Genomic DNA, 13,546 nt, shown 5'->3' with positions numbered 1-13,546 from the left:
GTCAAAAATATTTGGCGAAGTAATCCTTTTCTATATAAGTTTAAACAATTTGTCTTTCGTTAGAATCTGTTACCAATCCTGGAAACAGGCTGCGGACAAGTGTTTCTAGCATAATCGGAAGCTGTATAAAAGCACTTTCGATATGGAGTCTCTCTGTTCGTTTGTGGGCGTCTTTTCCAAAAGGGCCCACATTTAAAACTGGGGCCTGCAATTGCTCCATTTCAATAAACGGAATGCTATAAGTGTCTCCCCATACGGGTGTATTTCGTTCGAAAGCAGTCCAGCCCTCAGCATTATCCTGATAGGATACATAGCTTAGGTCGCAAATTCCATTAAAGTAATGGATTTGATTCACTTCTAAATTGAACTTTTCGATGCCTGTCTTTTTCATTAAATTAACGGCTTTAATGACGAGTGGATCATGGGAAGTATTAACAGCTGGGTAATAAGGCGGCGCATATAAAAGAACGATAGTTGGCCCAAGCTCTTGACACTGAATCATAAGTGAATCGACAATGCGAATCGACTTTTCGCGGTCATCCCAATTTGCGTTCGTTAGGGCATTAGATTTAATCTTCGATATTAACTCAGTCCCCAATTTCTTTTCTGCATATTGGAGCAGCTCCTCATAGCGCATTACCTTCACTTTTCCGACAGGCTTTACACCTTCGCGCGTGCATATTTCTGTGTAAGCGGCAGTACAGGCTAAAGCAGCCTTCTCAGCTACCTCTGTAAAAATATCCATTACTTCAGCTGCCGTGCGCTTCATGAGAAAAACGTTATAAAGAGCTGCAGCGCGGTATGGAGTTTGGGTCGAATACTCCATTTTCAAATCCTTTTGTTGAAGTGAAACAGGTAATGGTGTTTTTTCGTTTAGGTCAAACTCACGAAAAATTGGATTCCATTCCATCTGCTGTGTAAGAAAGGATGCCATAAAGTTGGCAGTCATCCCGCTCATCGGTTCCCCAACATGGGTTTCTTTCCCGTAGAAAAGAGCTGCAGGCATAATTTTCCCAATTGATCCAGAATAAATATAATAGTTTGGATCTCCCGGCTCCTGGGAAAAGGAAGGCTCACTGTTCAAGAATAATTTGTAGTTTAATTGGTGTTCATCACGTAAACGTACTAGCTCCGGAACGGCAGCGCGCATTCCAGCTGAGTTTACCTCTTCATCCGGAACTGTCACGAGCAACAGATTGATTGGCCATTTTTCGAGGCTGGCTTTTTCAATTAGGGCCATATGAAGAGCAAGTCCTGTTTTCATGTCCATTGTTCCACGGCCGAATAAGTATTCTCCTGACTCAAGATCAGTACGGGCTTCTTCCGGCAGCTCATCTAGTCGATCCATTAATACTCTTGTTAGTTGCTCTGGCTGGAAAGCTAATGGTTCTAAATCACCGTATTCTTCCGTGTGGACCGTATCAAAATGACTGATGAGAACGATAGTTTCCGATACTTCAGGGTTTTTATATAAAGCAGTAACGGCATTACGTCCTAGTCCTGCATCATGTAGGCCAATGTAGGAAGGGTTTAATTTAAAGTAATCTAGCTCCATTAACTTCGCATTTAGATTGTAGGCAAATTTGCATTCTCCTTCAGTAAGTGTTCGACTTTGCCAGCTAACAAGCTCGCAAAGTAATGCACGTAATGATTCAGGTGTACCCCATTTTACATGACTCATTTTAATAGCTCCTTTTGTTCTATAATGAAACTAGCAAGATTTTGTGGCAGCGGGTTCACTTTCTAATTTGGCCAAAAATTCCTCGAGCCTTTGCATTCCTTTTTCTAGCATTGGCATTGCATAGGCATAGGAAATGCGAATATAGCCTTCCCCATATTCTGTAAACGTGCTGCCCGGAACAACTGCAACACCGCCCTCATGCAATAATTTTGTTGCAAACTCAAAAGAGGGAAGCCCAAACTTTTTGATCGATGGGAAAATATAGAAGGCCCCGTTTGGCTTGACAACGTCTAGTCCCATACTGAGAAGACGTTCATATACAAAATCCCGACGCTTTATATATTCAATATTCATAATGGAGGGAACCTCTCGGCAGGCTGTCAATGCCTCGATTCCCGCATATTGACCTGGTAATGATGCACAAATGGAGTTGTATAAATGTACATTAATCACATGCTGCATTAGCCTCTTGGGCCCTAATACAAAACCGATCCGCCAGCCAGTCATGGAATGAGATTTTGACAAGCCATGGATTAAGAATAAACGTTCACGAATCTGTGGATAGGATGCAAGTGATCGATGCTTTCCTGCAAATGTGTTTTCACTATAAATTTCATCTGAAACGATATAAATGTCAAGCCTTTCTAATAGACTAACTAAATTTTCCATTAAATCGGGTGCAATTGTAATGCCGATTGGATTTGATGGATAGTTTAATAGAATGGCTTTTGTTTTTGATGTAACTAAAGCCTCCAGACGTTCTAATGAGGGCAGAAATCCAGTGTCAGAAGTATTTAAATAAACTACCTTAGCCCCGCAAAGTTCAATAATTGGCTCATATCCAGAATAGATGGGAGCAGGTATGATGACCTCGTCACCTTCTTCAAGAATGGTTCGAAAAACAGAATCTATTCCTTCGCTTGCCCCGTTAGTAATAATGATTTCAGTTTCTGGATCATAGGAGAACCCATACCTATCCTTGAAAAATGAAGCGGTTGCCTGTCTTAATTCCAATAGTCCAGCATTATGAGAATAGGCGGTTTGATTATTTGTAATGGCTTTGATCCCTGCTTCTTTGACAGCTTCTGGAGTAGGGAAGTCTGGCTGTCCAATTGTTAAGTTAATAGCCTCCGGAAAATGTATGAGTTGGTTAGCAAATTGGCGGATTCCTGGGGCCTCCAATTCCTTTGCTCTGTGATTAATAGATAATGACATGCTTTTCACCTTTCTTGGGGTAATCTATCGCTCTATTTAATAGATGAAATATTAAAGCAAACTGATATTATTTAAATAATCCTGGCAGCCATAATGATAGGGCTGGAATAAATGTAATGACCAATAGACAGATAATCATGGACACCATGAATGGGATAATGGCATGGACAATACGTTCGAACTTAACTTTCCCAACACTTGAAGCAACGAATAGGTTGACGCCAAGCGGAGGTGTGATGAAGCCAATGGCCAGGTTTGCGACAAGTATAACTCCAAAATGAATTGGGTCAACCCCTACTGCAATAACAATAGGTAATAGAATAGGTGTTAATACAACTAATGCCGAAATTGTGTCAATAAACATCCCTACTATTAATAATAAAATGTTGATGGCAATTAAAATAATATATGGGTTTGTTGATAATTCAGTTAAAAAGGTAGAAATATCATTTGGAATTTGTTCAAGGGTCATAAAATAGGCAAATGATACAGATAAACCAATGATAATCATCGTTGTTGCATTAATAACCACGGCTTCACGAAAGCTTTCGAAAACACTCTTCCAATCCAATTCTTTATAAACAAACATTCCGATGATAAGCGCGTAGACTACAGCTACAACAGCGGCTTCTGTTGGTGAAAAGATCCCTCCGTAAATACCTCCCAAAATGATGACAGGGATTAATAGAGCCCACTTCGCATCATTTGTAGCCTTCAAAACACTTTTGAAATCAAATTTCTGCACTTGTTCAGGCTTATAGCCTTTTTTCTTCGAAATGAAATAGGATGTAATCATTAATCCAATCCCAATAAGCAGACCTGGAATAATCCCAGCTAGGAATAGGCTTCCGACCGATACACTTCCAATAACACCGTAAAGGACAAATGGGATACTCGGTGGAATAATAACGCCGATAGAACCTGCAGATGCTGAAACCGCCGCAGCATAACCGCCATCATACTTTTTGGCAATCATAGCTGGTATCATAAATCCGCCAATTGCTGCCACGGTTGCAGGACCAGATCCTGAAATTGCCGCAAAGAACATACAAGCAACGATCGTCACCATCGATAAACCGCCAGTCATCCAGCCAACCATAGTTGTAGCTAAATCAAGAAGGCGTTTGGATACCCCGCCTTTCCCCATTAGAATCCCGGCGAGCATGAAAAAGGGGATGGCAAGAAGCGGGAATGAATCGAGTGATGTGAATGCTTTTTGGGTAATAATATCAAGTGGCAAGGTTGAGCCAAAATAAATGGCCACGAGGGCTGATACACCTAACGAAATAGCGATTGGCACCCCGATGAGCAAGCAAATGAATAATGTTCCGAATAATAATGCAACCGTCATCCGATAATCTCCTCACTTTCCTCTTTCTCATAGTTGCCTTTCCAAATTTCAATTAATTGCTGAATTAATCGAATTGCCATTCCGGAGCCTCCAAGTGGTATGGCTAGAAAGGCAATCCAAATTGGTACCTGCAAAGCTGGAGTTACCTGGCCATGCTGGAAACTGATTAAAACTAACTTTGTACCAAATACAGCTAAAAATAACGAAATAAAAAACCAAATTAATACGCCTAATCCTTCGAAAACTTTCCGAGGCGTCCCTTTTAAGCGTGTAATAAATGCTTCCACTCGTATATGCTGGCGAAGCTTAACAGCATAGCTTGCACCGATCCATACTTGGAAAATATGAATATATCGGGCGAGCTCTTCTGTCCAGCTTGGTGCTGATTGAAATAAATAACGACCGACTACCTGACCGAAAATGAGTGCCACCATTAGGACAAGTGTCCATACTAAAACAACTTCTTCGAATCGAGCAAATTTTTTTGCCATGCTTTACACATCCTTTAATAATGAGGAATCAAGAACTTAATCTTGATTCCTCGAATGTTATTACTTATTTGCTTCTAATGCCTTATTAACTAATTCCTCACCGATTTCAGGTACGTGTTTGTCATAGACCGCTTTTGCAGCTTCACGGAATTGTTCACGCTGCTCAGAACTTAATTCATTAACTTCCATTCCACTTTCTTTCAGTTTTTCTAAAAACTCTACATCCTGTTTTTGTGCTAGCAGACGCTGTTCGTCACGGAATTCTTCAGATGTTTTCATCACTAATTGCTGAAGATCCTCAGGAAGGCTGTTATAAAAGTTGTTGTTCATTAGTAAAATAGTTGCTGCGTATACGTGACCACTCATAGTCAGGTATTTTTGTACTTCGTAAAATTTATTTGTGTAATATAAGGAGATCGGTGCTTCCATTGCATCATAAGTTTTTTGCTGAAGAGCAGTGTAAAGTTCACCAAATGCAAACGGGGAAGCGTTAGCTCCGAATGCAGAAAATGTAGCCGTATGAACTGGGTTTTCTAAAGTACGGAATTTAATGCCCTTTAGGTCTTCAGGGGCCTCAATTGGACCATTATTATTTGACATATGACGGAAGCCGTTTTCTCCAAAAACAAGACCTTTCAAGTCATTTTTCTCTAATTCCTTCAATAATTCTTGTCCAAGTTCACCATCAAGAGCTTTATAGGCAGCTTCGTGATCATTGAAAAGGAATGGCAAATCGAAAACCATAAATTTTTTGTTAAATGAAGCAAGTGGGGCTAGTGCTGGAATTGTCATTTCAATATTGCCGAGCTGTACAGCTTCGATTGCTTCACGGTCAGAACCATAAAGCTGACCATTTGGATATAGTTCAACCTTTAAACGTCCATCAGATTCTTTCTCAAGCCTCTCTTTAAAATCAACTGCAGCTAAATGTGTAGATTGCTCTTCAGAAACTAAGTAAGCAATACGAAGAGTATGAACCTTCTTTTCACCATCACCGCTTGAAGTGATTTCTTTTGGACGTCCACATCCTGTGATGACGAGTAAGCCGATAAGTAATAATGCCAATAATTTCTTCATTTATTTTCCTCCTTTTGGAAATTACTTAAGAATCGCTTTTCAACTTTTTGCAGATGTTCAAGCATTTTTTCCTTCGCTAATGAAACCTTCTTAGATTCTAGTGCCTCAACTAGCTTTACATGTTCTTCGTAGGCTTCGTATGCGCTTACATGAAGTGTGTTAGATAATAAGAGGAATGCGCGGTTGNNGTTCATTTGATGAATCATTTCCTGGAATTTCGAATTTCCGTTTCTAGAAGCAAGAATTAAATGGAATTCACGGTCTAAATCAATGAAATTGTGATAATGATTTTGTTGGACAGCTTCTAATTGATGTTCTAAATTTTCCTTTAATTCATCGAATAGATGTTGATCTAAAAGGGGCATAATTTTTTCGATATTATGAATTTCTAGCACTGACCTCAGTTCCATATATTCCAAAGAATCTTCCTTTGTAAAAGTAGCGACAGTGGCAGGACGTCCCTTTTGTAAAACGATTAGGCCTTCTGCAGCTAGGCGCTTTAACGCTTCCCGTAGCGGGGTGCGACTAATGCCAAGGTCTGCTGCCAGCTTTTCCTCTGGTAATTCCTGTTCTGGTGCAAGTACAGCGGAGCTAATGTCCTTCTTTAATAAATTGTAGGCTTGGTCAGCCAATGAAACATTATGGATGATTCTTCTCAAAGATCACTCCTCCTTTCGGTATTCAGTATACTGTATACAGGAATATTAAATTATTATAATCTATTTGTAAATAGAAATATTTAAATAATTTTGAAGAGTTATTATGGTCAGTTAACTAAATGATCTGAAAAGAGATACAATTCAGGAGGGATTACGCATATAATAGATTAATAGAAAAGTTGAAAGTTTTTGAGGAATTAATTATTAGAGGGGGTTTTCCTTATGTTTATCCAAAAACTCATCGAACGTCTTGGCAGGGAAAAGGTTAGCCAAAGTGAAACAGAACTATTCCGTCATAGTCATGATGAATCATTTCATACACCAGTAGAGCCTGATGTAGTTTGTTTTCCAGAGAGCCGTGAAGATGTTGAGGCCATTACAGGGATAGCCCGCGAGCATAAAATCCCTGTAACCCCTTATGGAGCTGGATCGGGACTTGAAGGTCAAGCGATCCCTATCAAAAAGGGGATTTCAATTAACTTTAGCAATATGAATAAGGTCACTCATTTTTCACCAGAGGATTTATTAATTACTGTTCAGCCGGGAATCACGCGTTTGGAATTAAATAAAGTAGTAAACCGGCATGGATTAATGTTTCCGATTGACCCAGGTGCAGATGCAACTATAGGCGGAATGGTTGCAAATAATGCGAGTGGGACAACGGCCGTTCGTTACGGTTCAATGCGTGATCAGTTGCTAGATTTAGAGGTTGTCTTGGCTGATGGGGCAGTCATTCATACTGGATCTCATGCAAAAAAGTCATCTTCTGGTTATCATTTGACAGGACTGTTTGCGGGGTCTGAGGGAACCTTAGGCATAATCACGGAAATCACATTAAGGCTCCATGGCATTCCAGAACACACATTGGCTGCTCGCTGTACATTTGACACACCTGAGGAATGCGCGGAAGCGGCAAAGTCAGTTTTACTCAGCGGGATTCCGGTCATGCGTATGGAGCTGGTGGATGCAGAAAGTATTTCTCAGGTCAATGCATATGGTGGCTATCAATTCCCGGTTAGCCATTCTTTGTTTTTTGAATTCGCCGGCACCAAGGGAGCGGTGGAGGAAGAGGCGAAGGTAACGGAACAATTAATGAGTGAGCTCGGATGTAGAAATTGGGAAGCGGCAAGCGGATCGAAGGAACGGATGGAGCTTTGGAAGGCTAGGCATGAAATGGCTTATGCATACCGGCATATTAAAGGAATGGCCAATACGGGAGCGGATGTCTGCGTACCAATTTCACGGCTGCCAGAGCTTGTCGTGTATGCTAGACAGCTAATCGATGAAAGTGGATTAACGGGAGGTATCTTGGGACATGTGGGGGATGGAAACTTCCATACGATGGTTATTTATGATCCGAAGGTATCTGGTGAAAAGGAAAAGGCTGAATATACGAATGAAGCACTTGCTTTAAAAGCTATTGAGGTTGGCGGAACTTGTACGGGGGAACACGGTGTAGGGCTTGGTAAGATGAAATTTCAAGAGGCTGAGCATGGAAATGCCGTTATTATTATGAAACAGATGAAGAAAATGCTTGATCCAGAAGGTTTATTAAATCCGGGGAAGATATTCCTATTAGATTGAATGTAGTGACCTATCGGAGGTTAAAACTGCTTTCTTAAAAAAATAAAGAATGTTAGGAGAAACGAATCCAAGTTTGTATTGGGTTCGTTTTTTGTTGAGTATGAGAGACGAGGATTCATCGCATATTAGGTAAGACTGTAATTCAATTTCAATCCGCAATAACTGATGGGTGGAAAGAAGGAAACCGAATGAAAAAAGACATGATAAAAGGTGCGTTTACAATTAAGAAGAGTCCTTTTCCTTGGACGAGGGCTATTTCTGCTGGGCTAAGTGCATCTTTGCCTGTCGTCATTGGAATATTATTGGGGAATTTCCAGTTTGGTTTACTGGCTGGAGTAGGAGGTTTTTCTTATCTTTATGTCCTCAATGAACCGTATCCGCAAAGAGCAAAAAAAGTATTTTTTGTTCTGCTAGGACTTTCAGCTTCTATTGGATTGGGTACACTTACGGCATCTTCGCCACTTGCATTTGCTATCTTGCTTGGCGGAATTGGGGCGGTTGGAACCTTTATTTTTGGTGCGCTTAAAATCCCTGGTCCTGCCTCCATATTTTTTGTGATTGTATTCGCAATGACATCAGTTATGCCCATTGATCCATCTAATGCTGCCTTACGGGCCGGTCTTGTTTTACTAGGAGGATCCCTATCATGGGTAGTAGCCATGATAGGCTGGTTTTTCGACCCACATGGACCAGAAACAAAAGCAGTTAAACGGATTTATTTCGAACTAGCAGCACTTCTTCATTCTATCGATACAGAAACATTTAACGAAGCGAGAGAGAGAACCTTGTCCGCATTGAAAGACGCAGATGCAACTCTTCTAAAAGGATATGTATCATGGAGGAGCTCCAATTCCTTTAAAAGATTGTATTTATTAAAAGAATTAGCGAATGTTATGTGGTCAGATATTCTTGAAATGTATGCAGAAGGAAATACAAAATACCTGCCAGAATTAGGAGAATCTGTGAAAACACTGGCTGATTCATTAGATCGTAAAAAGAAACTCAACCCTTTGGAAATTTTGCAGCCAGAAGAAAGTGATCAAGCTGTAGAGCAACTAATCTCAAGAATCTGTGAAGCTAATGCCATTATGAAGGAATCTATTTCAAAGATTAATCAGGAACTAAAAATAATAAAGCCTACCTTCAAAAGAATTCTTATAGATGCATTTGATAAACATTCCATTGTGTTTCTTTCTTCTTTAAAGTATGGATTTGTCTTAATGGCCGCAGCAATGATTGCTTTCTCATTTGAATTTGAACGATCCTATTGGATACCAGTATCGTGTGGAGCAGTCATGCTAGGGTCTACAATTATAAGTACACTCCATCGAGCCATTCAAAGATCAATTGGGACTACGTTAGGTATCTTAGCAGCAGTAATCATCCTCTCATTGAAGCCAACACCTATGACCGTTGCTTTGTTCATTGCACTATTACATTTTTGTACAGAGCTATTAATAGTGCGAAATTACGCGTTTGCTGTTACTTTCATTACTCCAAACGCATTGTTGATGGCTGAAAGTACGTCTCATATACATAATCTTTCCTATTTTGCTACAGTGAGAATAATTGATATTCTGATCGGATGCGCCATTGGTTTGATAGGAGTATTATTAATTGGCAGACAATCTGCCTCAAGTCGACTTCTTCATTTAATGGCCAAAACCATTCGCAGCCAGTCTCAATTATTATTTAGCTTGTTTTCAGAAAACAATGAAGTTATTTATGTGGAGAGCAAAGAACAAAATAAAATGCGAACTAATTTGGTCAATTTAAGGACCGTCTATTCCACAGCATTAGGTGAAATTCCAGCTAATAAAAAGTGGTTAGAGTATCTATCACCTGCCATTTTTTCAATGGAACAGTTAGGACAATTACTTGATTTATGTTCAAAAAATGCACAACGTCCTATACTATCAGATGAATCCCTTGCTCAATTTCTTTTCGTGTTTGAAACAATGGCAAATACGCTTGAACATGATGTAATAGCAGAAAGAAAACATGTCCCATGGATCGAGGGGTATTCTAAAATACAAAAAGAAATTATTTCTTTGCAGGAATCACTGGAGCTTTTGAAGCATAAGGACGGTTCTCGCGTTTCCGCAGAAGGGTCTGTTCCTTCGAAAATCACCGAATAAGCCTTACACAGGGCAGTTTTTCAAAAATATCTTGACATTAAATATTTGATGTAACTATAATGGTTACATCAGGAGGTTGAAGGAAATGAAAATTAGCAGCCGATTTACTGTAGCTGTTCATATTTTGTCTCTCGTATCTATTGAAAAGAGTACACTTTGTACGTCTGAATGGATTGCTGAAAGTGTGAATACAAACCCAGTAGTCATACGAAGAGTAATGGGGAAACTTAAACGAGCAGGCCTCATTCAAGTTCGCCGAGGTACAGGTGGTGCTGAGCTTCAAAAACCTTTACAAGATATTACCCTCCTTGATGTGTATCATGCTGTCGAAGTTGTCGAAGAAGGCGAGTTATTCCAATTCCACGACAGTCCGAATCCAAGTTGTCCTGTTGGGGCTAACATTCAATTGGTTCTTGAATTGATTTTATTGAAGGCTCAAGAGGCAATGGAATTAGTATTAAAAGAAGTAACGATGATGGATATTGTAACGATTTTAAATGAAAAAATTGGGTGAAACATCTAATTTTTTTATTTTTACACACGTTGTAACTACCTTGGTTACAACGTGTGCAAAACCATCTATTGGTATGGATGCATAGCCGACCTACCTTGTGGTGAAAATAATAAACATAATTTTAGGAGGTTTTTTCAGATGAAAATTGGCGTAATTGGAGCTACAGGAAAAGCAGGAAGTCTTATTTTACAAGAAGCATTGGATAGAGGGCATGAAGTTACAGCGATTGTAAGAAACGCTTCAAAATTAACAAATACAAATGCAGCTGTTCTTGAAAAAGATGTATTCGAATTGAAGGCAGGAGATGTAAGTCAGTTTGATGCAGTCGTGAATGCGTTTGGTGCGGTACCAGGACAAGAGCATCTTCATGTTGAGGCAGGAAAAGCATTAATAGAAGCGATGAAGGGAGCTCCAGAAACAAGATTAATTGTAGTAGGCGGAGCAGGAAGCCTATTTGTAGATGAAGATCAAAAAATCAGATTGATCGATACTCCCGAATTCCCGAAAGAATATTACGCAACAGCCTTTAATCAAGGCAAAAATCTGGAAGATCTGCAAAACGCAGCAGGCATTAAATGGACTTTCCTTAGCCCAGCCGCATTTTTTAACCCGGAAGGTAAAAGAACAGGTACTTACCAAAAAGGAAAAGACAATCTCATTGTTAATTCAAAAGGGGATAGCTATGTGAGCTATGCAGATTATGCAATTGCGATTGTAGATGAAATTGAAAATCCAGCTCATATCAATGAGCGTTTTACGGTTGTATCTGAGGGAGAGTAAAATCGGGCTTTTTTTAATAGAAAATAAGCAAAGTTGCCAGGCACCACGATGCAATATCTAGATATTGATATTATTGTGGAGCCAGGCGCATTAAAGGACAGGCCCTAGGAAAGGTTATAATTTAAACTTGTTTGCAATGGATTCCATTTCTGTAGCCATGGAAGCTAATATTTGGATCGCTGAGTTGATTTCTTCCATGGATGCAGTCTGTTGCTGTGATGAAGCAGAGACTGTCTGCATGCAATCGGAAACATCCGAGGTAATCTTCTCTATGCTCTTTACATCTAAATTGGCGTTCTGAATGTCATCATTAATTCTAATAATCCCCTGAAAAATTTGATCAAACTCGTGTGTATTCGTTTTGATAGATTCATGGATTTGCAAGAATGTTTGCCCGGCATTTTCCACCTTTATCATGCCGTCTTTCACTGTTTCATTCCCATCATTCGTTAAAGAAACGGCTTCATTTGTTTTTCCTTCGATTTCAACTATGATATTCGCTATATTTGAAATGCTATTAGAGGTTTCTTCTGCTAAGCTTCTAATTTCATTCGCGACAACCGCAAAACCCTTTCCTTGTTCCCCGGCCCTTGCTGATTCAATCGATGCATTTAAGGCAAGAAGATTCGTTTGCTTGGATATATTCGTAATCATTTTAAGAATTTCCCTGACTCTTGCGGACATATGGTTGAGCTCTTCCATTACAATAGTAAGATTGTTCGTTTTCTCTTGGATGTTTTTCATATGATGAACAGAGTCTTTGATAAGTGTGTTCCCTTCGGCTGCTTTTTGCAATACTTGCTGAGAATGAGATGCAGTTCTGCTAATTTTTTCGGTCATTGAACCTGTGTTTTGAGTGATATTTCCAAAGGTATTCTTCACTCTTGTAAGATTAGCAGCTTGATTCTTAACTGAATCTGCAACGTTCTGCAGGGTATTCGAAACATCATCTACAATTTGGGTTACTCCCATTACATTGACAGTCAACTCTTCAGAAGACGCAGCGATTTCTTTAGAACTGTTCGAAGAAAGATGCAAGCTCGCCTTCAAGCTCTCTACCATTTGATTAAAATTCTCAGATAGTTCATGTATTTCACCTGTGGCATTCAAGTCTTGCATATCGAGGGTCAAATCCCCTTCAGAAATCCTTTTTGTGTATGAAGTTAGCTTTTTCAATGGGAGAATCGTTTTTCTGACAAATAGGATAATGATTAATCCTGCAATTAAAAGGGAAATGACACCGACAATAATCGTAGTTGCCACCATACTCCACGTTCTATCTGCTAGAATCTCAGCATTAAAGTCAATTGCACTAATGGCAATTAACTCATTAGTAGGGTCATGGTTTTTAAAAATAGGAGCATATCCAGTCAATCGCTTTATTCCGGCAAATTCATAAACATCAGAGTAGATTGGATCTCCCTTCTCTTTTAATTGTGTAAGAATACGGGGATCAATCGGAATTTTATCGCCAACGTTAACACCTTGAGTTTGGAGATTATGATCAGCAACAAGGACTGTGCCGTCAAGTGATAGAAGTGATTGGTTCTGAAAAATTGGCTTATGAGCAACCGTCCAACTAATTTTTTGATTAAGTTCGTTCACCTCAGAATCACTTAATTCATGCAAATTATTAATATCCTCATTCGATAGCAGACCAGTTGTGATATTAGCACAACCAATTAACTCAATACCGGCTGCTTCTTTTACCTTAAAGTATGTCATTTGATACGTAGTAAAGGAAATGATCACTAGGCTAATAAGTACCACAACGGAAACTAGCGAGATTAATCTTGTAAGAATAGATTTTTTCACAATATTCCCCATTTCATTTAACTTTTTATGATTATATAGGAAAAAATACCCATGTTTTATCTTACACCAAGTTTTCTGAATTCGGCAGTGATTTTTAATACAAATTATGGAGAATTGGTGAAAAATGTGGTTTGCAAAAATAGGATATAAATGGGGGGCGGGGATTGTTTTGTTATTAATCTATTAAGGCGAGAGTCTGGATGGACATTTCACCAAGAAATTGGTTTAAAAAGTCCAAGCA

Annotated in this window: 11 protein-coding genes and 1 pseudogene; 4 read left to right on the top strand and 8 right to left on the bottom strand. The window is 39.3% G+C overall.

The window, feature by feature from the left end; all coding sequences use genetic code 11:
• Window positions 1–40: 40 nt before the first annotated feature.
• From V7149_RS07070 to V7149_RS07045, 6 genes are all read right to left on the bottom strand, one after another.
• Window positions 41–1,681, bottom strand: a complete 1,641-nt coding sequence (locus V7149_RS07070) for a M20/M25/M40 family metallo-hydrolase (RefSeq protein ID WP_335344943.1) — start codon at window positions 1,679–1,681, stop codon at window positions 41–43.
• Between the two features lie 30 nt (window positions 1,682–1,711).
• Window positions 1,712–2,896: an aminotransferase class I/II-fold pyridoxal phosphate-dependent enzyme gene (locus tag V7149_RS07065; RefSeq protein ID WP_335344942.1), complete on the bottom strand. Its 1,185-nt coding sequence runs from the start codon at window positions 2,894–2,896 to the stop codon at window positions 1,712–1,714.
• A 67-nt stretch (window positions 2,897–2,963) separates the two neighbouring features.
• The gene (locus V7149_RS07060) at window positions 2,964–4,247 is read right to left on the bottom strand and encodes a TRAP transporter large permease (RefSeq protein WP_335344941.1); all 1,284 of its coding nucleotides are present in this window, start codon (window positions 4,245–4,247) and stop codon (window positions 2,964–2,966) included.
• Window positions 4,244–4,738 carry a TRAP transporter small permease gene (locus V7149_RS07055; RefSeq protein WP_335344940.1) on the bottom strand — a complete coding sequence of 165 codons (495 nt, stop codon included), beginning with the start codon at window positions 4,736–4,738 and terminating at the stop codon, window positions 4,244–4,246. The genes V7149_RS07060 and V7149_RS07055 overlap by 4 nt, the downstream gene beginning before the upstream one ends.
• Window positions 4,739–4,798: 60 nt before the next feature.
• Entirely contained in the window at window positions 4,799–5,815 is a 1,017-nt protein-coding gene (locus tag V7149_RS07050; RefSeq protein ID WP_335344939.1) for a TRAP transporter substrate-binding protein, read from the bottom strand.
• Window positions 5,812–6,447, bottom strand: coding sequence for a GntR family transcriptional regulator (locus tag V7149_RS07045; protein ID WP_438824092.1), 636 nt, complete (start codon window positions 6,445–6,447; stop codon window positions 5,812–5,814). The genes V7149_RS07050 and V7149_RS07045 overlap by 4 nt, the downstream gene beginning before the upstream one ends.
• A gap of 249 nt (window positions 6,448–6,696) precedes the next feature.
• Between V7149_RS07045 and V7149_RS07040 the strand changes: the two genes are divergently transcribed.
• The 4 genes from V7149_RS07040 to V7149_RS07025 all read left to right on the top strand — a co-directional run bounded on the left by V7149_RS07040 (window position 6,697) and on the right by V7149_RS07025 (window position 11,490).
• Window positions 6,697–8,058 (top strand): FAD-binding oxidoreductase, encoded by a 1,362-nt coding sequence (locus tag V7149_RS07040; protein WP_335344937.1) that lies wholly within the window; start codon window positions 6,697–6,699, stop codon window positions 8,056–8,058.
• A gap of 188 nt (window positions 8,059–8,246) precedes the next feature.
• Window positions 8,247–10,196, top strand: coding sequence for an FUSC family protein (locus V7149_RS07035; protein ID WP_335344936.1), 1,950 nt, complete (start codon window positions 8,247–8,249; stop codon window positions 10,194–10,196).
• 85 nt (window positions 10,197–10,281) lie between these two features.
• Complete coding sequence (locus tag V7149_RS07030; RefSeq protein WP_335344935.1) at window positions 10,282–10,710, top strand: Rrf2 family transcriptional regulator; 429 nt, start codon at window positions 10,282–10,284, stop codon at window positions 10,708–10,710.
• Window positions 10,711–10,848: 138 nt separating this feature from the next.
• Window positions 10,849–11,490: an NAD(P)-dependent oxidoreductase gene (locus tag V7149_RS07025; protein WP_335344934.1), complete on the top strand. Its 642-nt coding sequence runs from the start codon at window positions 10,849–10,851 to the stop codon at window positions 11,488–11,490.
• Window positions 11,491–11,604: 114 nt separating this feature from the next.
• On the opposite strand, the gene V7149_RS26465 is transcribed toward V7149_RS07025, so the two are convergent.
• Both V7149_RS26465 and V7149_RS26460 read right to left on the bottom strand, forming a co-directional pair.
• Window positions 11,605–12,462 (bottom strand): methyl-accepting chemotaxis protein, encoded by an 858-nt coding sequence (locus V7149_RS26465; protein WP_438824091.1) that lies wholly within the window; start codon window positions 12,460–12,462, stop codon window positions 11,605–11,607.
• Window positions 12,463–12,546: 84 nt separating this feature from the next.
• Window positions 12,547–12,756: pseudogene (locus tag V7149_RS26460) on the bottom strand (HAMP domain-containing protein); the annotation flags it as partial.
• Window positions 12,757–13,546: the final 790 nt, after the last annotated feature.

The sequence above is a fragment of the Bacillus sp. JJ1503 genome (genome assembly GCF_036965125.1).
Taxonomy (GTDB): domain Bacteria; phylum Bacillota; class Bacilli; order Bacillales; family Cytobacillaceae; genus Cytobacillus.
The sequence above is the reverse complement of the archived record's forward strand: the minus strand, read 5'-3'. Positions and strand labels throughout refer to the sequence as shown.